This window comes from Paenibacillus sp. J22P218 (assembly GCF_056269195.1).
Genome location: NZ_JBWDNL010000008.1, coordinates 70126 through 89757 on the forward strand (window position 1 = coordinate 70126; position 19632 = coordinate 89757).

Genomic DNA, 19632 nt, shown 5'->3' on the forward strand with positions numbered 1-19632 from the left:
GTGTCCCCCTATTTGTTCAGCTTGCTCAGGAACGCTTCGCAAGTCCCTTTGACATCGCTGCTTCCGACAATCTCGCTAACTGCGCAAATCCGCGTCGCTCCCGCTGCAATGACTTCATCCACATTGTTTAGTTTAATTCCGCCAATCGCAACGAAAGGAATTCGGATATGCTGCGTTACCTCACGCACATACGAGACGCCCACCGGATCGACGACATCCGCTTTAGTCGCCGTTCGGTATACGGGACCGACGCCAATATAATCCGCGCCTTGTTGCTGTGCCAGCCATGCTTCTTGAAGCGCATGCGTGGAGATACCGATAATTTTGTCGCCTACGATTTTTCTTGCATCCAGCAACGATACATCACCTTGGCCTAAATGAATGCCGTCCGCGTCGACCTCCATCGCAACATCAATGTGATCGTTGACGATAAAGGTTACGTCATGCTTGCGGGTTAGTTCCCTAAGTGCCTTGGCTTTGCGGAGGAGCTCCGGTTTGCCGCTTGTTTTGTCCCGCAGCTGTATAATATCTGCTCCGCCTAGAATCGCTTCCTCCATGACCTCGATCAAATCCCGGTTCGGATGGAATTGCTCTCCGGTTATTGCATACAAACGGAAATCTCTCATCTTCGATATCCCTCCTATTTAAGTGCGTGTTCAAAAAGTCCGGCTTTCAGCACCGAGAAGGTTGAATGAAGCTAGGAAATGAGGAGCGGAGCGTAGCCAGTAGCTACGTGAGCACCGGAATTTCCGGCTGAATTCAAGATTCGATGTCGAATAAGCTTCTTGAAATACATCGTGATCAAAATTGGACTTTTTGAACAACCTCTTTAAGATCCGATATAACGGGCATACAAGGTTTTCGCCCGAACCAAGTCATCCGTCCCCTGAACGAATACGCGGCCATCGGGGAACAGCACAAGCTGTTCGCCGCCTTGCAGCTCTGCCTTTAGCAAATAAGGATTCACCATAATCTTTACGCATACAGGCTCCAGCCTATGTCGCCAAAGCTCCAAATCCATCGGTCCGCTCCCGGCAATCTGCACCGTGCCTCGCCCGCATAAGGAAATCGCCGAGTCCTGGTCGAACTTGTCCAGGGCAGGATACTCCTTTAACTGACAGCAAGGACAGTTAATCGCAGGCTCTCCAAGCTTCAATTCATAATAGTGGTTATTCCATATATCGAACGTGACTAGGCTGCTGCGTCTATTGTCATTCGCATCGACCAAATACTTCAGCGCCTCGACCGCCTGATAGGAAGCGACGATATCGACTACGGGAGATATGACGCCGATCATATCGCAGGTTTGCCCGCCGGCATCCGCCGATTGAAGGAAGCAGCGCAGACACGGGGTACGGCCCGGGACTAGAATGGCGCTCATTCCCCGCGAGCTGACGGCGCCGCCGTACGTGAACGGAATGCCCATACGGAAGCATGCATCGTTCAATAGAAATCTCGTTTGGAAATTATCCGTGCCGTCCAGCACCAAGTCCATGTCCATAAGCAAAGAGTCGATATTATGGGCAGTGACATCGGCCACTATCGCCTCGAGACGGACATCCGAATTGATCTTGCGGAGTTTCTTCTCCGCCGCAACGGCCTTCGGATAACCGTTCAATACATCATCTTCGTCATATAGCATTTGCCGCTGTAAATTACTTCGTTCCACGTAATCCCGATCCACAAAACGCACCAAGCCTACTCCGGCTCTGACCATATGATTGGCGAGCACCGTGCCTAATGCGCCCATTCCCACAATACATACCGCGCTGCTCGCCAGCTTCCGCTGCCCTTCCTCGCCGATTGGCGCAAACAGCATCTGTCTCGAATATCGTTCGTCCACCTGCCTTAACTCCTTTGTTCAAGCGTAAACGGCTAACACCGTCCTATGGCGGCGTGTAGCATTCGTTTCGCGGTGAAATATAGGCGTGAGTATAAGAGTGAAACTTATACTCTCCTATATTTTTATAAATGACGGAATGCCTGCTCGGCATCAACGTCCTGCTTGATTTGCCCTTGCTCCTTCAGCCAATCGATGATGGAGCTCCATGATTCCTCGGACTGGCTACCGAAAGGCTCCTTCCCCGCATCCATCAGAGGGAGCAGGATATCCAAGCTTTTTCTCTCGATCTCAGCGTCCAGCGGAAACTCTTCGCTTTGCTTATCCAGCAATACTTGCAGCGCTTCATCCGGATGGCTCGCCGTGTACGCTTGCCCCTTGGCGGCTGCTTCCATAAACTTTTTGATCGCATCGCTATTGCTCTTCAGACCGTCCTCGCTCGCTGTCAGAACCAGCTCATAATAATCCGGCACACCGTACTCGGAAGGATCGAAAACAATCAGCTTCTCGCCTTCCTTCTCCAACAACAGCTTCTCATGGTTCACGTAGCCCCCGATAATAGCGTCCACCTTCTTCGTGGTCATTGCCGGAATCAGATCCCAGCCGACGTCCACGTAATCGAGCTTCGCCGGATCGCCGCCGTCCGATTTCACCATCGTATTCACGATCGCTTCGTCGAGAGGGATGGAGGGATAGCCGATTTTTTTGCCGACGAGATCCTTGGGACTATGAATTTCTCCAGAATCGATTACCATGAGCTGATTAAGCGGATGACGAACGATTGCTCCGACGGATACGATCGGAATGTCCTCGGCGCGAGATATCGCTACCTGCATTTGGTAGCTGAGAGCTAAGTCGGCTTTACCCGTCGCGACTAGCTTAAGCGCATCATTCGTGTCCGCAGGCGTTTGGAGCTTGACCTTCAATCCGGCTTCTTCAAAATAGCCCTGCTCCTCGGCCGCATACAGGAAGGTATGCACGGCATTCGGATACCAATCCAGCAGTACTGTAAGCTCCGTCTCTCCAGACGCGGCTTTATTATTGGAGCTGCAACCCGAAGCCCCTATTAGCGCCAATACTAGAGCAATAGATAACCATGTACCTTTCTTCCATGAACGAAACTTAAACATCAATGAACCCCCCCAAGCGTAAACGGCTGTTGCCCTTATCGGCACAAGCTTTCGTTTCGTGTTGAAATATAGGCAGAAGTATAAGAGTGAAACTTATATTATCCTATATTTTCAAATGATCATTAAACCTATCGTTACGCACGTCTGCGATGAGCAAGAAACGCCTTTTCCACTGCCAGCACCGCAAGGAATAGCAAAATGCCCATAGCCGACAGCAGCAGTACGCCCGAGAAAACCGCATCCCCCCGCAGCATGTTGGAAGCCCGCTTCGTATACATGCCGAGGCCGCTTTCCCCTCCGAGCCATTCTCCCAGCGTAGCTCCCCCGACGCTAATAGCGGCGGCCATCTTCAGTCCGGTAAAAAAACCCGGCAGCGCGGATGGAATCTTCCACTTCAGAAAGCGATCGCAGTTGCCAGCCCCCATCGTCTGCATCAGCTCCCCGATATCGGGATCCGCGGAACGGAACCCGTCTGCCGTATTCACGGCAATGGGAAAGAACGTAAACAAGATCACCACGGCAACCTTGCTCCATATTTCATAGCCAAACCACATCACCATAATCGGAGATAAGGCGATAATGGGAATCGTTTGGGACATGACAAGAAGCGGATAGATCGTCTTCTTAGCCAAGCCCGAGCTTTCGATCCATACGGCAGCCAGCACGCCAAATACGGCGGAAATTCCGAGCCCTAGCAATGCCTCTCCCAGGGTAACGGCAAAATGTTTGCCCAGCACCCGCCCGTTGTCCCACATGGATACAGATACATCCGACAGTTTAGGAATGATGTAATGCGGAATATCGAAAATAGTCGTTCCGACTTCCCACCCGATAACCAGCAGCAATCCGAAAACAAGCACAGGCCCATAAGCCGAAAGGCTGCGTCTCATGTCCTTCCTCCTTCAGAAGCGCGAGCACCGCGTCCAATCAACCCTAGCAGCTGCCGCTTCAAGTCTATGAATGCCTCATCCAGCGCAATATCATAGTTGCGAGGGCGGGGCAGACTTACAGCAAGCTCGCTAAGCGTTGCAATCGGTGATTGCGCCGCCACAAGCACCCGATCGGATAACAGCAGCGCTTCGTCTACGTCATGGGTGATGAACAGAATCGTTTTGCGGTGCTGCTCCCATACCTGCAGCAGCCATTCTTGCATGCCGACCCTAGTCAGCGCGTCCAAAGCGCTGAAGGGCTCGTCTAGCAGAAAAAGCTCTCCTCCCCCTAATAAGGAACGCAAGAACGATACTCTTTGGCGCATGCCGCCGGACAGCTCATGCGGATACTTGTGCTCCGTCCCTTCCAGTCCTAAGCCCGGAAGCAGCTCCATGACCTGACGGCGTGCTTCACGCTTCGTTGTCCCTCCTAGTTCCAGACCTAATGCTGCATTATCCAGCACGGTCCTCCATGGCATCAGGCAATCCTTTTGCGGCATATAACCGATGTTCCCCCGCTTCGACGCAACTGCAGCGGAGTCACCCGCCGCTCCTATAGCAATCGTTCCAGTCTGTGGAACCAGCAGTCCGCTCAGCAATCGGAACAAGGTCGTCTTGCCTTTGCCGCTTGCCGCTAGAATACTGACGAACTCGCCTGGCCTAATATCGAAATCCAGCGCGTCGAACAAGGGAGGCTCTCCGGGAAAGGAAAATCGAAGGCCGCTAACCGACAGCGCCAGCGGTCGTTCTTCTATGTTACGTATGCTCAAACCGGCCACTCCTCTTGCCGGTAGGCCATATCCCAGAACATATACTCAAGCTTGGATGCGACGACGAAGCGTTCCTCCAGCGTAGCCAGTTCCTGCTCGGGAAGGCCCTCCGCGAGCCGATCCATCAGACCGATACACCAGTCGGTAAGCGCCCCGAATTCCTCGGAGCTGTACATTAAGATCCATTCCCGATACAGCGGGTGGTCCAAAGCGCCGGGAACCTTCGAGTAAGCGACACCGATCTCCCTGTAGCTCCACATGCATGGAAGCAGAGCTGCCACTACTTCTGAAAGCGGCCCTTGCGAAGCGGTGTCCAGCAAATACTTCGTATACGCAACCGTGGTCGGAGAAGGACGCGTCTGCGCAAGTTCCTCGCGCGTTACGCCGAAGCGCTCCGCATATTGCCGATGAAGCTCCATCTCCACGTTCAGCGTAGAATGAAGCAGCTCCGCAAACTTGACCATCGTGTCGAGATCCCGCGCCTTCATGCTGCCTATCGCGAACATCTTGGCATAATCGATTAGATACACGTAATCCTGTTTGAGATAATACATAAAGCGCCCAGGGTCTAAATTTCCATCTCTAAGTTCAGTCAGGAACGGATGTGCGTGACTCTTCGCCCATATCGCCTCCGCTGAACGGTACAGCCTATCGCTGAATCGACTCATGGTTATCCACGCCCCTTTCATCATGAATCAATGATGCTTGCTCGCTCTCCGTCATCTCCGGCTTTACCCGGTTGCACCAGTCCGCAATAAAAGCAATCATTACTTTCACGTAATCGATCAGCTCTTGCCAGTCTGTACTCTCGTCTACGGAATGAGCCTCTGCAAGCTCTCCCGGACCGTAGATAAGCGCCTCGATCCCTGCCCGTCCCAGCCAGCCCGCATCCGTCACAGACGGGCTCATACCGACGGCAGGCGCAGCGCCGAGCACCTCTTGATGGATGGCGGACAATGCTTTCAGCCCTTTGCCTTCCATATCCAGCACTAATGACGGGAATATCTCTCCCCGTTCCTCGATCATCGAACGGCCTCCCCAGCGGAAGGTAGGAGGATGATTCCTCAGCCATGGATCTCCCTCTGCTACTCTAAGCAGATGCTCCTCGATTTCGGCGGCAACCGTTTCATAATCTTCATCCGGATAAAAGTGCATCGTGATCCACAAGGAGCACCGATCCGCCACGAATGCCGCATGACGGCCACCTTCAATAACGGCCGGATTGATCGTATTCGAGCCAGCAGGGAAGCCCGGATAGGATTTGGTTATTGCCCAGTGACGCTCCAGCTCTTGAAGTCCGGCAATTAACTTGACCATCTTCTCGATCGCGCTGGCGCCTTGAACGCCGCCGCCCGCGTGAATCATTCGTGATCTCATCCCGTCATGGTAGGTGACCGGACTTTGTACCGTAACCCAGCCGGTAATGACTCCGCCTTGACCTTGGATGGCCAGCCCGCTCGTATCCGCGACTACGGCAAGATCCGCCTTATATCCTCGCTCCATGCAAGCCCGAGTTCCTGCCTCACCTGCCTCTTCGCCAATGACCGAATGGAACAGCAAATCTCCCTTAAGCTCTACACCCGCTTCCTCAAGCAGCTTCACTGCGAACAGAAGGGCAGCGAGCCCCCCTTTCATATCCGCCGTTCCTCTGCCGTAAGCTCTGCCGTCATTCATCGTTAGTTTGAATGGATCGCCTTGCCACTCCCGCGTATCCCCTACTTCGGCTACGTCCATGTGGCCATTGAGCAGCAAGCTTTGATAGTGATCCCGCTGAGTGCCCGGTTTAACCGCGGTAACATTCGGATCGCCGGGATACACCTCCCACAATTCCGTTTCGAAGCCGCTTTTCTTAAGCTGTTCCTCCAGATATTGCTGTGCCTTTAGCGTATTTCGCGCAGGCGGGCTAACGGTAGGAAAAGCGATCAAATCAGCCAATAGAGCAAACAGTTCATCCTGTCTCTCCTCCGCTTGCTGCTGTACCTTGGTAATGATAGAATCAATCATTTCTAGTCTCCTTCGCTTGGCAGAAGGCGCGAACAACAGAAAAAAACCATTCGAGAATAAACGAATGGTTACGATTCGATAAGTTCTCTACGCCAGCATTACCTGGATCAGATTAACGGTCAGGGAAATACGTTCCCTATCTCAGCCGGACTTCATCCAGCACCCATACTCTATTAAATTAACACTACTATAGCTCACAAGTAAGTTTTTGGCAACAACAGTTAATTCACAGCCCCTTGCTGGCAGCTCTGTCGGGTAACGGACAAAATAGCCCCTTAGACTAACAATCGATTGTTTTCGGTGGGCTAATGGACAGAAGCGACGCTAAGAAGGCATATGAATACTGTTTTGATTCATCAAGTGCTTGTAACGTACCTTAATGTCCATTAGAAATGGAAAAGTTCATAAAATGATCGCTGAGGGTTCGAAGTGTCCATTAGAAGAAACGACATGCCAAAGCCGTTTTAATTATAGGTCATCCATGACGTACTCCCCAGAACCTCAAAGCCCATCTTAAACCAAAAATTACGTGATTTATCTAATGTATATACATACACTTTTTTATTAGCGTATTTCACTTTAAGCCAGTTAATAAAGAAAGCCGCATATCCGCTACCCTCATATTCCTTTAGAACATCCAGCGCTTCAATGAATATAAAATCAGTTTTGTTTTTAATATCAATATAGAAGTCCTTCTCCAGATACTTCTCGTCATCGCTAAAATAATCTTTTTCCGCCTTGTGGATTAACTGTTTCCCATTAGCGTATTCCCAAACCACGCCGTAGCCGACCAAATTAGAGCCAGCTTCAATCAAATGTATTTCTTTCGGAATTTCCGAGCTATCCTTCTTGCTGAGTTCCCCGGCATGATAACCGGATTTCAATTCGCCTAATAAGGTCTGCATCTCTTGATCGAATGGCTTGGTATGAATAGCAGGCATTTTGGTTAGCTCCCTTTTCTCTCTTCTCTCTCTACGCTATTGTATCAAATCATGTTGTCTTAACAAAATAAAGAGGAAGCGGATCGAAGGATCGTCCTGCTTCCTGTTTGATTTTGTTTGATCGCGCTTTCGAGTAGCTTATCTCGCGTTAGGATTCACCGGCACCTTGAGTCCCAAATGACTCCGCAGCGTATTCCCTTCATATTCCTCTCTGAACAAACCTCTTCTTTGCAGTTCTGGTATAACGAGATCAACGATCAGGTTAAGGTCTTCCGGGAAGGTTGGCGGGATGACATTGAAGCCGTCCGCTCCTCCCTTGACGAACCACTCCTCTAATTGATCCGCTACTTGCTCAGGAGTGCCGATTACCTCCAAGTGCCCGCGCGCCGAAGAGATGCGTTCGTAGATGTCGCGGAGCGTCCTTAGCCCTTCTCGATTGGCTATATCGCAAATAATTTTGTAACGGATACGAGGGTTCGACGGATCCGCATAATTGTCATAATCCGGGAATGGATCGTCAGGATGGAAGCCTCGAAAATCGATTTGCGTAAACTCGGATAAAAAGAGAAGTCCGGCGCCCGGCATAATGAGCTTGTTCAGCTCTTGACGCTTCCTGCGAGCTTCTTCCTCCGTCTTCGCAACCGTAATATACGCTCCAGGCATGATCTTAACGTCCTCGCGGCTTCGGTTATATTTGGCTAGACGCCCTTTCACATCTTCATAGAATGCTTGCGCGTGCTGCAAGGTTTGAGTTGCCGTGAACACTACCTCGGCTGTCCTTGCGGCAAGCTCCTTGCCCGCCTCTGACGATCCGGCTTGCACAATAACCGGATGGCCTTGCGGAGGCGCCGGAGAGTCTAATAGTCCGCTTGCTTGGAACCATTTCCCTTTATATTGAATCGGATGAACCTTTGATACGTCGAGAAACAATCCCGACTCTTTGTCCGCGACAATCGCATCGCCTTCGATCGAAAACCAAAACTTTTTCACGACGTCGATAAATTCTTCCGCGCGTTCGTAACGATCCGCATGCGGCAAATGTTCTTCTTTGCCATATACCGTCGCTTCAAGATCGTTGGCGGACGTCACGACGTTCCAACCCGCTCTTCCTTTGGAAAGATGATCCAAGGCGCCGAATTTCCTAGCAACGTGGAACGGCTCGTTATAAGTCGTTGAAGTGGTAACGGTAAGCCCGATTTTTTTCGTCGAGCTTGCGATAGCCGATAGGATCATGAGCGGATCCAGCTTTAATTCGGAATATGAATTTTCCTGAATAGGTCGCGCAACCGAATCGGCGATAAAGAGCATATCGAATTTGCCGCGTTCGGCGGCTTGCGCGATTTCGATCAAATAATCGATGTCGTAATTGCGGTGCGACTGCGACGATGGATGTCTCCAGCTTGCCAGATGCTGCCCGGGTAATTGAATGAATAGTCCTAAACTCATTTTTCGACTCATATGGTTTGCTCCTCGTATGTTAGTACTCATTATGAATTACAAATTTTTCGTCGTAATGTCCTGATGATCGCGTGACTCAGCTACCCTTCTCGGTCCTGTCTCCGGCAGGAAGATCAAAATAAGGACGAGGGATAAGAGCGGCAAACTTACCGCAAGAGCAGCGGCATTGCCGAGGCCAAGCGTCAAAGCCAAGGTCGTGACTACAACCGGAACGATGATTTGTCCCAAACGGCCGACGATATTGTTGGCCCAAGCCATAGCGTTCGCGCGAATATCGGTTGGAAAAAGCTCGTTCGTCAGCGTCGACCCGACAATGAGGAAAGAGTTGACGAATCCGGCAGCGATAATGCTGCTGATGAGTACGGCGTAAAAGCTCTCAAGCGTGAACATAAGAACGCTGCTTACGCATCCGACGATAATAATGATCGTCGCGGCACGCTTGCGTCCGATCCGGTCCATCAGCTTGCCGTTCAAGGCGATGACAATCATGCCCGTAACGGTCTGAGACAGCAAGCCTATGCTCACCATGGTTGGCGTCCAATCTAATTCATTGACCACTCGCAGCGTGAAGAAATTTAACGAGCCTTTGATGCCAAAATAAAGGAAAGCCCACACGATCGCCATGACCGACGTATATAGAAGAAACGGACGTTTCCAAGGCCCAAAGAAGTCTCCCTTCGGCAGTTGCTTGCCGAGCTTCTTTTCCTCCCGCATTTGAAGGAAAGCGAGCGTTTCCGGCAATCGCTTGCGAAGAAGGAATACGGGTATTATCGGAAGGGCTCCGACGACGTACAGAACCCGCCAGTTAAGTCCAAGCTTCGTTATAACCGGAAGCAGAATGCCAATCAGCAGCGCGCCGAAGACTGCCGTGAGCTGAAAGCGTCCAACGGCGCTTCCCCGATGCTCGGGCGAGAACTCCTCGCACAAGATGATATAGCCGACCGACCAACAGCTAATCAGAAAAATGCGCGCGACAAATTGAAAGCCGATAAACACTTCAAAGTTAGGCGCGAACGCCGTAAGCAGGCTGCATATGGAATACATATACACGCTCGTCAGATACACCTGGCGGCGCCCAACCGTATCCGCCATCCGCGATACGAAGAACGCGACCATCGTTCCTAGAGCCACGATGGAAAGGGCATATCCCGACATTTGGGTCGTCACGCCATAATCCTTCACGATGTACGGCAGCGCGATATTCAACACCGCATCGTCGAACCCTTCAAAGAAAGACCCCAAAATAATGATGGGCCACATCGTTTTTTGACGAATATCCATCGTAAATTTCGCACTCAAATGAGCATCCCCCGTTCAAATTGGATGGCTTGGGCAAACAAAAAAGCCTCATTCCCTAGAGAGAGAATGAGACCTCCATTTGAACGGTCGGTCCGTGCCATTTCGTATACGAAGATCATAACATATCGATTTTTGATGGAGCAATACTTTTTTATACTATTCCCATCTACTTAGTACGAATTAACAAAAGGACGCCTAGGAAATGACCCTAGGCGCCTTTACTTAACCGGCCTTTTTGTTGTGATAGTGACTTTAACTGCTTATATCAGACCCGATTTTTGCAATAATCTTTGTATCGTAGTTGCAACCTCGGCTCTCGTCATGTAAGCCTTCGGCGCTAGCAAAGCCCCGTTTCTTCCCATTACAATGCCAGCCTGCACATTGTCCGCAACGCTGCTTTGCGCCCATGAGGACACTCCGGCTGCATCTCCGAACGGAAGAAGCGCAGCTTCAGATGATTGTTCAAGCAGCTGGTCTTTCAGACCGGTTATCGCCATCGCCTTAGACAGAATCACCATGGCCTGTTCTCTCGTAATCTTGTCGTTCGGCCGGAAATTGCCGTCTTCCATGCCCTTGACAATCCCATAGGAATAAGCCGTATTGACCGCGCTGCCGTACCAATCTTCCGGCAACACATCCGAGAATGGCGTTGCTCCATTCTCCAGCTTGAGGCCTAATCCGCGGACGATGATGGCTGTAAATTCGGCGCGGGTGATGTCCCGGCTAGGACTGAACATGCCGTTGCCCGTTCCGTCGACGACCATCCGGGAGCCCATGTCGTTTACGGCGTTTTTCGCCCAATGCTTCGCTACGTCGCTAAATTCGATCGGATGCCAGACGACCGCATACGTGCTGTTCGTCAAGCTGTTGATTTGGGCTTCATACTTCCCGTTGAGATACCGGACCTTAGTCGGTACATGGCGTACCGATCCATCCTGCTCGACGACAACGCCCGTCGTAATCTTGTTCGGATCAACGCCGTCCGGAATTGCGATCGTTCTTTCCACGTAGGCGTCGAACTTCGTTACTTCGACGATCCGGTCTCCGTACACGGCTGTCACCGTAAAGTTGAGAGGCGGAGCGGCAAGCTCGAATGAACCGTTGGCCGCCGCGTTCTCCGCCAGCTTTAACGTATCCGCTGTCGGAACGGCAATTTCGATCCGCACTTTAATATCCTGCAAAGCTATTAACTGTCCGAGTTGCTCGGATATTGCGCTGATATTGATTTGTTGCGCAGGAAGCGTGTAGGTCGCATGCTCGGTTTTGAACTCGAGAACGGCTTGCTTGTCCTCCATATTTCTCACCATTTGACCGTTCAGTTCCGCAACGAAGATATCGAATGTCTGGTTGATCGGTATCGTGACGACGGCATTTGCCCCTTCGGCCGCGAGCCTCTCGTCCAGTTTTTTCTGATCCACGGCTACCGTTATTTCGGTTTGATCATTTCGCTTTGCTACCGTAGCCGTGCCCGCATTCTCGACTTTCCCGTTAACAAGGATATCCACGCCCGTGTTCGTCGTGTCCGGCGTAGAAGGCTCAGACGGCGTCGGCGTATGGGATGCTCTCGGAGTAACGGCATTCGATTCTTCGGAAGCCTCGCTGCTGCCCGCGTCATTGATCGCTTTTACCGTAAAGGTATAGCTTGTTCCATTCGTTAATCCCGTTATGGTAATCGGACTTGTCCCTCCGGTCACGACCGTACCTCCCGGTGAAATGGTCACCTCGTAACCCGTGATCGGACTTCCGCCGTTATCGGCCGGTGCCCTGAACGTAACGACGGCACGCCCGTTACCTGCCGTTGCCTTCACATGCGTCGGCGCTCCAGGCACGGTCGACGGAGTCGCGCTCGCTTGATTCGATGCCTCGCTAAAGACTCCCGCGTTTTCCGCTTTTACCACAAAGTAATAGGTGGTTCCGTTGACTAGATCCTGCACGCTGTAAGTGGAAGAAGTTACAGTCGCGATCTCAACGTAGTTACTCTCATCGTCATCCGTCGCCATATAAATGCGGTATTGCGTCGCATCCGGCACGGTACTCCAGCTCAGCATAACTTCACGGTCTCCGCCGACAGCCTCGAGATTTTGCGGATTTGCGGGAGCATCCGGCAAGTTCACCGATTGCGTAACGGTAAACGTTACGGGCGTCATGCGATTCGCGGATACCGTAACCGTTGCCGTATAGGTGCCAGCCGACAAATCATCATTGGCAACTATGTCGAAGCTAGTTGATTCGCCCCCTGCTAAAGTCGTAGGATCCGGCTGAGTAATTGTAAAATCGTCAGCGTGCGAACCGCTAAGCGATATCGACAGATCCTCCAAATCGCCGCTTCCGGTATTCACGACCGGAATGTTTATCGTCTCTTGGGTACCGGATTCGTAGCCCTGAGTCAGTGCCGTTAACGTCTGATTCGTGATTGGATCAATCGTATACGTCGGCACTGCCGTGACCGTTATCGTCGCCGTTCCCGTCTTGCTGCTATCGAAGGTCGAGGTCGCCGTGATGATATAATCGCCCGGCTCGGCGTCCTCCGCTACGGTCACGTTGCCCGTGCTGTCCACCGTTACTTTGTCGCCGGCATCATTGCTAGTCCACGAGACCGTCGTCTCTGCCTCTCCTACCGCGTCTACCATAGCAGTAAGCTGCCTGCTTTCTCCCTGCACGACGCTTGCGCTGCTTGGGCTTACGCTTACGCCGTTGACGGCCGTCGATGCCGTTACCGTTAACGTTGCCGTCCCTTTCTTGCCGGTATTGAAGGTCGACGTCGCCGTTATTGTATAATTGCCTAGCTCGGCGTCCTCCGCTACGGTGACGTTGCCCGTGCTGTCCACCGTTACCTTATCGTCGGTATCGCTGCTTGTCCATGTCACCGTCGTCGCAGCTCCTCCCGCTGCGTCCACCGTAACTGTAAGCTGAAGACTATCTCCTTGCACGACGCTGTCGGTGCTTGGGCTCACGATGACGCTTCTGATGGCTGGGGCTTCCGTAACCGTAATCGTCGCCGTCCCTTTTTTGGTAGCATCAAAAGTCGACGTTGCCGTTATCGTATAATCGCCCGGTAAAGCGTCCACCGCCACGGTTACATTCCCCGTACTGCTCACAGCTACCTTGGCGGCATTGCTGCTCGTCCAAGTGACCGTCGTCGCAGCTCCTCCTGCCGCGTTAACCGTAGCCGTAAGCTGACTGCTATCTCCTTGCATGACGCTATCGGTGCTCGGGCTCACGCTGACGCTGTTGACCACCGGCACTTCCGTGACCGTAATCGTCGCCGTTCCCGTTTTGCTAGTATTGAAAGTCGACGTTGCCGTTATCGTGTAATCGCCCAGCGCAGCGTCCGCCGCGACAGTGACGTTACCGCTACCGCTTACCGCTACCTTGCCGGCTGCATCGCTGCTCGTCCAAGTAACCGTTGCCGCAGCTCCCCCTACCGCATCTACCGTAGCTGTCAACTGCCTGCTCTGTCCTCTTGCGACGTTCGCGCTGCTCGGACTAACGACTACGCTTTTGACCGCCGGCGGAGGTGGAGGCGTATACGAAGCCACCCGAATTTGATCCTGGGAGCTGCTTCTCTCCTGCCACGCCACGTATAGGGTGTCGTTTAGCACGGTCACCGCAGGATATTGGGCGACTTTTGTTTCATCCACAATCAAGCCGTTTCGGCCGGCCTCGGCGCTCGTCCATGCCGTACCGTCATACTTCTTCACGCGAATTTTGAAAATGGAACCCGATCCCGTGTGCTCTTGCCACACCGCATACAATTCGTTATTGACCGACGCCAATTCAACATAGTTGCCGCGGTAAGCCGGATTTACATTGATTCCGTACGTCCCGTTGCCGTCAATACTCGACCAGGAGGTACCGTTAAATTTCTTGACCCGAACTTGGTTATCCGTACCGCCAATCGGTTCGTCCCATGCTACGTACAAGGCATCTCCCACGACGGCTACCGACGGATTGGTCGCGCTTTTCGAACCAACGATATTCAAACCGGGCGAACCGCCGTCAATCGCCGTCCAGTTCGTTCCGTCGTATTTTTTCGCCCGGATTTGATAATTAGATCCGACCAGTTCAAACCATACGGCAATTAAGTCATTGCCTAATACGGCCATCACGGGAGAAGCTGCATAGGTCACGCCGCTATCGACTCTCGTCCACGCGGTGCCGTCATACTTCTTGACTCGCAGCTCCCCGCCTTCAGACCAAGCCGCATACAAAGCATTGTTGTATACGGACAGATTAACAATGCTGGCATTCTTAGAAACATCCACGTTAATTCCGGCCGCGCTTTCGCCTTCGGCGCTTGTCCAGCTTGTGCCGTTGTACTTCTTAATCCGAACTTGATCGAAATACGCCGCATTCTTTTCTGTCCACGCGATATAAAGTTGACCGTCGAATTCGGCCATGGCGGGCCTGATTCCCGGTTTGGAGGCATCTACGTTCAATCCGTTGCCATCGATGCTGACCCAGTTCGTGCCGCTGCGTTTCTTGACTCTAATTTGGTTATTAGGCGAGTAGGGATCGACGACTCTTTCTTGCCACGCCACATAGACCTCGTCGTTCCATACGGCGGTTACAGGATACTCCGCCGCGTTAGCTGAATATGCGTTAATCCCGTTCGGACCGCCGCCGTCGATCATAGACCATCCGGCCGCCGCCGATGCCGTACCTCCGCCGCTCGCTATCAGCGGTATGAAAAGGATAACGGCAAGCAAAATATATGCCGTTTTTCGTATTCTATCGTAGTTTTTGCTTCTTCTCGTTGCCGGGACCAATTTGCATCTTCCTCTCCGGATTATCATTTCGTTGCTTAGTCCTCAAGTACTAGCCCAGCATAACGGAAGACACCTTAAAAAAACCTTAAAAACCGACATATTTCTCCATGAAAAAACAGGCCCCGTCGAAAATCGGCGAGAGCCTGTTGATTGAATCGTTACAGTCCGTTAATCCGGGGTAGCCGGGATGCGTACGGTCACCATCGTACCTCTTCCCGGTTCGCTTTCCAGCTCCAGCGAAATGCCGTATTCGTATTTCAACCGTTTGTTAATATTTCGTAAACCGACCCCTTGGGAATCGTCCGGGCCGCTTCGTTCAAGCAGCGTCTTCAAGCGTTCCGGGGAGATGCCGACGCCGTCGTCGGCCACGACGAAACGCCACTCTCCGTCCGACTCTACCGCCGTCAACGTAACCGTGCCGCCTTCGATGCGATCGCCGATGCCGTGGCGGATCGCGTTCTCGACAAGCGGCTGCAACAGCAGCGGCGGCATGCGCAAACCGTAGGTAGCCTCCGCAATATCATATTCGAAGCGAATGCGATCCTTGAAACGGGCCTGCTCGATATCCACGTACGTTCGAATGAGGCTAAATTCTTCGGCAAATCCGATGCGTTCGTCCGCGTTGCTGAACCGGAAGCTTCCCCGCAAGTAATCCGCGAGATCGGCAATCATCTTCCGCGCGCGATCCACATCCTTATAGCTTGATGCCACGATGCTGTTCAGCACGTTGTACAAGAAGTGCGGCTTGATCTGCGATTGCAGGAATGCCACTTCCATATGGACCGCACGGCCTAGCGACTCCTTCATCGATAACAAGCTGCCGATTCTGGCCTTCAGCTCCTCCAGATCGAACGGCTTAGGCAAATAATCGTTTGCCCCGGCCTGGAATGCCGCCACTTTGTCTTGGGGTTGAAAGGCCGCCGTCACCATCAGGACGGGCAGTTCCAGCAGCGAGTATCGCTTGCGAATTTCCTGGCACACTTCATATCCCGACATGCCCGGCATCATTAGATCGAGAATAACGAGGTCGATTCTACCCGACCGGTCGATTTGCTCCAGCGCCTCGTACCCGTTCTTGACCGCGATCACGCGATAGTCGAGCGCTTGAAGCGCGTCCAATAAAACCTTCAAGTTCACGTACTGATCGTCGACGATCAGTACCGTATGCTTGCCGTCGGCATTCGCATGATGAGGCGTCTCGAAGGAATATTCGGTCTCCTTGGGCATGACCTGGGGACTTGAATAGGACAAGGTCAATGCCGCTGCGCTTCCGTCGCCGGCGACGGGAAGCGTGAACGTAAAGGTAGAACCGACTCCGGGCGCGGACGCAACCGAAAGCGTCCCCTTCTGCAGCTCGACCAGCTGCTTCGCGATCGAAAGCCCTAATCCGAAGCCGCGTTGCCGTGTTCCCTCCAACGATTTGAACGGTTCGAAAATGAACGGAAGGTCCTCCGGTTCGATTCCCGTTCCCGTATCATGCACCGCAATTTCGAGCCCGCCTCCATGCTCCCTCCCGGTAATGACGATCCTTCCGTGCTTCGTATGTTTAATCGCATTGTCCAGCAAGTTTCCGATAACTTGACTCAATCGGACTTCATCCGCCAAAGCGGGAGACAGCTCGACTGGGATCCGGTTCACCAGCTGAATATCGTTTTCCGTGCACAGATAGGAATAGAAACGTACTTGCGCCTCCGCGACCGAGCGGACATCGATCGGAACCGGAACGATTCTCAGCTCGCCTTGCTTCAGCTTGGACAGGTCCAAGATATCGTACACAAGTTGCGAAAGCTTCCTCGTAATGTCGGTAACCAGCTGGAGCTTTTCCCGCTGCTCGGCGGTAGGCGGATGTACCGCATCGTCCAGCATCGAACGGGAAATATTCATCACGCCATGAAGCGGCGTCTTGAATTCATGCGAGGTTCGAGCCAGGAAATCATCCTTCAGCTTGTCCGCTTGCAGCAATTGCCCGGACAGCTCCTCGATTTTCTGGAACGCGTTCGAGAACCGGAGCGACATCAAGAGCGCAAGCATCAGCAGGACAAGAAAAGGTTCGATCGGAGGCAGCGAATAGACCGGCACGCCGAAATAAACGTACATATTCTGGTTGAGCACCAATACGTTCAAGGCCATAGCCGCCATGGCCAAATACCAGCTGCCCGCCACTTTGTGCAGGACCGCGCATACGAATACGTAGGTTGCATAGAGCAAGGCAAAAGTCACGTATAACGACGTCACCAGACGAAACGGCCCCGTCGTGATCTGGGTGGCGAAGCCGATATGCAGCAAGGTCAAGATCGCCCCCGCAATCAGCCCTCCCCGCGCGAGCCATTGGTGGCTGTAAGGCCGAAAGGCCGTATACACATACAGAAAAAATCCGGCTCCTACGCCAACCGTCAGGGTCATCTGAATGCGGAAATACAGCCAGAACGGGATCGGGCCGACTACGTCGAACAGGACCCGCTCGCCGCTGACGCTCGTGAAAGCGGCTATACATACGCAAACGATGCCAAATACGACAAGCGATTGATCGTTTCGCCGCTGGGAAAACAGTCCGATAAAATACAAGCCCATGATCAGAAAGGCGGTTAACGCGATCCAATCATGCGCCGTCGCCCGATCGCGCAGCCCCGCTATTTGCTCGGCCTTGCCAAGCTGAAGCGATTCGTTGATTCCGCTGCTTACGTGGAATTCATGGTTTGCCACCTGAATCAAGATTTCATTCCAGCCCTGCTGCAGCGTGAAGTAGCTGACGTATGGCTTGTTAAGCGCTTGATAATGCCCCTTCTCGCCCGGATTCCCGCTTGATCCGACGACCTGGCCATTGATGATGAGCCTATTGGAAATGTGGATAGACGCTGTTTTCAATCCATACACCGCGCTTGCATCGTCGATTCGAAGCTGCAGGCGATAGGTCGCCATGCCAATCGTATTCATCTGCTTGGACCATGACCCGGGGACCTGAATCAACGCAGGCGATGATCCCCCTGCATCGGCGGAAGAGATAGAACCAGAAAGCAGTCGATCCGGATAAAACGCCCACTTCCCGTCCAGCCTGACGACTCCGTCTTCTTCGAAATTCCATGCGCTTAAGTCCATGGCACCGTTCGCCGCTATAGGCATAGGTTTCTTATTCATGGAGAAATAGGTCAACAGCAGCCCGTAGGTTGCCAACAATAGAGATAACGTAATAATCGCCGCAGCGGCTTTTTTTCTCATCGGGCTTGCCGCTCCGTCTTGTCTCTCGTCTGCCGGATGAGCCGCAGCGTCTCCTCCTCCAGCTCTGCGCCTAATTGATTGCGCACCGCATGCTCCAGCTGCAGGCAGACTCGATACGCTTCATTCCGGTTGCCCGTCTCCAGGTGCAGCCTAATCAGCTCGCGTCCGTCGACCTCGGAATCGGGGACAAGCGACAACAGGGTTTGCATGCTGTCCGCCGCGAGCGCGCGATTGCCCTGTCTTCGAAAATACGCGTACCCTTTGCGAAGCGCGCGGACGTAAGAGGCTTTGATCTCCAGCTGTCTGGCGGTGGCCCAGCCGAAATCGCAAGCTTCCATGTATTCGCCTTTATACATCCTGTTCATTGTGTCGTAGGTCCGTTCATCCATGGCCTCTTCGGACATTACGCCCCTCAGCAGCTGTTCGAATTCAGTTGCATCGACCGCGAGCCCGTCCAATTCGGCGACGAACCCTTGGTCCGCTTTGCGGATATGGATCGGGATATGATGCTCCGCCAAGCTTCTTCTTAGATAGGACAGGCAGGTGTACAAATACGTTTTCGCCTTGTTCAGATCGTAGCCCGGCCATAACGCTTCGATAATCGATGCGGTATTCACGGATTTCCCTTCATGGTGGATCAAAAACGCGCAAAGCTCCTTTTCCTTTTTCGTTTTCCATGCCAGAGCCTTGTTCGCATCGCCCGGCACCCCGATATGGAAGCCTCCCAGACAGTTAACGGTCGAGGCGGCGCTTACGCTTTGGCGCGTCTGACCGACGGATTCGGATAAGGTTTGTTTAATGCGCGCAACCGTGTTCTGCAATCTATCTTTCGTAAAAGGTTTCAATAGGTAGTCGGTCGACTGAATTTCGAACGCTTCGACCGCGTATTCGGCGTAGGCCGTCGTGAATACGATTGGTATTTGAGGGATCATGCTTCTGATCATTCTAGCAGCTTCTGTCCCCTTCATTCCGGGCATCTGGTTGTCCAGAAACACGGCATCGACAGGAGACTGGGTCAACGCATCGATCGCTTGAATCGGATTGACATATCTTCCGGCGACCTCGACGCCCCCGATCTGACCGAGCAATATTTCCAACAGATCCAGCGCATCTTCTTCATCGTCAACTATCATTACTCGCATCATCGGGGCTTATCTCCTTGTTGTTCATATAGCTCCTCTTTGATTTCGTCCTATTGTACCATATGCTGGTATTATCGGATCAATGGAGATTGCTAGATTCTGATCCCTTTTCATCCAATGGCACTTAGAAGCTC

Annotated in this window: 13 protein-coding genes and 1 riboswitch; all 13 genes read right to left on the minus strand. The window is 52.5% G+C overall.

The features are described 5' to 3' along the window. Nucleotides 1-8: 8 nt before the first annotated feature. Nucleotides 9-626 carry a thiamine phosphate synthase gene (gene thiE / locus AC0YN0_RS27790; protein ID WP_475824197.1) on the minus strand — a complete coding sequence of 206 codons (618 nt, stop codon included), beginning with the start codon at nt 624-626 and terminating at the stop codon, nt 9-11. A gap of 203 nt (nt 627-829) precedes the next feature. Continuing rightward, nucleotides 830-1843, minus strand: coding sequence for a ThiF family adenylyltransferase (locus AC0YN0_RS27795; RefSeq protein ID WP_475824198.1), 1014 nt, complete (start codon nt 1841-1843; stop codon nt 830-832). Nucleotides 1844-1965: 122 nt separating this feature from the next. After that, entirely contained in the window at nt 1966-2970 is a 1005-nt protein-coding gene (locus tag AC0YN0_RS27800) for an ABC transporter substrate-binding protein (protein WP_475824199.1), read from the minus strand. A 134-nt stretch (nt 2971-3104) separates the two neighbouring features. Next, nucleotides 3105-3860, minus strand: a complete 756-nt coding sequence (locus AC0YN0_RS27805) for an ABC transporter permease (RefSeq protein WP_475824200.1) — start codon at nt 3858-3860, stop codon at nt 3105-3107. After that, nucleotides 3857-4678: an ABC transporter ATP-binding protein gene (locus tag AC0YN0_RS27810; protein WP_475824201.1), complete on the minus strand. Its 822-nt coding sequence runs from the start codon at nt 4676-4678 to the stop codon at nt 3857-3859. The genes AC0YN0_RS27805 and AC0YN0_RS27810 overlap by 4 nt, the downstream gene beginning before the upstream one ends. Then, nucleotides 4666-5337, minus strand: a complete 672-nt coding sequence (gene tenA / locus AC0YN0_RS27815; protein WP_475824202.1) for a thiaminase II — start codon at nt 5335-5337, stop codon at nt 4666-4668. The genes AC0YN0_RS27810 and tenA overlap by 13 nt, the downstream gene beginning before the upstream one ends. After that, entirely contained in the window at nt 5318-6673 is a 1356-nt protein-coding gene (locus AC0YN0_RS27820) for an acetylornithine deacetylase (RefSeq protein ID WP_475824203.1), read from the minus strand. Before AC0YN0_RS27820 ends, tenA begins: the two co-directional genes overlap by 20 nt. Nucleotides 6674-6740: 67 nt before the next feature. Continuing rightward, a riboswitch (TPP riboswitch) is annotated at nt 6741-6850 on the minus strand. Nucleotides 6851-7137: 287 nt separating this feature from the next. Further along, nucleotides 7138-7614 (minus strand): GNAT family protein, encoded by a 477-nt coding sequence (locus AC0YN0_RS27825; protein ID WP_475824204.1) that lies wholly within the window; start codon nt 7612-7614, stop codon nt 7138-7140. Between the two features lie 138 nt (nt 7615-7752). Beyond that, nucleotides 7753-9072: an LLM class flavin-dependent oxidoreductase gene (locus tag AC0YN0_RS27830; protein ID WP_475824205.1), complete on the minus strand. Its 1320-nt coding sequence runs from the start codon at nt 9070-9072 to the stop codon at nt 7753-7755. 36 nt (nt 9073-9108) lie between these two features. After that, nucleotides 9109-10371: an MFS transporter gene (locus tag AC0YN0_RS27835; RefSeq protein WP_475824206.1), complete on the minus strand. Its 1263-nt coding sequence runs from the start codon at nt 10369-10371 to the stop codon at nt 9109-9111. Nucleotides 10372-10631: 260 nt separating this feature from the next. Further along, nucleotides 10632-15140 (minus strand): S-layer homology domain-containing protein, encoded by a 4509-nt coding sequence (locus AC0YN0_RS27840; RefSeq protein WP_475824207.1) that lies wholly within the window; start codon nt 15138-15140, stop codon nt 10632-10634. Nucleotides 15141-15308: 168 nt separating this feature from the next. Continuing rightward, nucleotides 15309-18356 carry an ATP-binding protein gene (locus AC0YN0_RS27845; RefSeq protein ID WP_475824208.1) on the minus strand — a complete coding sequence of 1016 codons (3048 nt, stop codon included), beginning with the start codon at nt 18354-18356 and terminating at the stop codon, nt 15309-15311. Continuing rightward, nucleotides 18353-19501 (minus strand): response regulator, encoded by a 1149-nt coding sequence (locus AC0YN0_RS27850; protein ID WP_475824209.1) that lies wholly within the window; start codon nt 19499-19501, stop codon nt 18353-18355. Before AC0YN0_RS27850 ends, AC0YN0_RS27845 begins: the two co-directional genes overlap by 4 nt. Nucleotides 19502-19632 lie beyond the last annotated feature (131 nt).

Coding starts and splice junctions, on each gene's coding strand:
- thiE (WP_475824197.1), bottom strand. CDS start 626: ATGAGAGATTTCCGTTTGTATGCAATAACCGGAGAGCAATTCCATCCG.
- AC0YN0_RS27800 (WP_475824199.1), bottom strand. CDS start 2,970: ATGTTTAAGTTTCGTTCATGGAAGAAAGGTACATGGTTATCTATTGCT.
- AC0YN0_RS27805 (WP_475824200.1), bottom strand. CDS start 3,860: ATGAGACGCAGCCTTTCGGCTTATGGGCCTGTGCTTGTTTTCGGATTG.
- tenA (WP_475824202.1), bottom strand. CDS start 5,337: ATGAGTCGATTCAGCGATAGGCTGTACCGTTCAGCGGAGGCGATATGG.
- AC0YN0_RS27820 (WP_475824203.1), bottom strand. CDS start 6,673: ATGATTGATTCTATCATTACCAAGGTACAGCAGCAAGCGGAGGAGAGA.
- AC0YN0_RS27825 (WP_475824204.1), bottom strand. CDS start 7,614: ATGCCTGCTATTCATACCAAGCCATTCGATCAAGAGATGCAGACCTTA.
- AC0YN0_RS27830 (WP_475824205.1), bottom strand. CDS start 9,072: ATGAGTCGAAAAATGAGTTTAGGACTATTCATTCAATTACCCGGGCAG.
- AC0YN0_RS27845 (WP_475824208.1), bottom strand. CDS start 18,356: ATGAGAAAAAAAGCCGCTGCGGCGATTATTACGTTATCTCTATTGTTG.
- AC0YN0_RS27850 (WP_475824209.1), bottom strand. CDS start 19,501: ATGATGCGAGTAATGATAGTTGACGATGAAGAAGATGCGCTGGATCTG.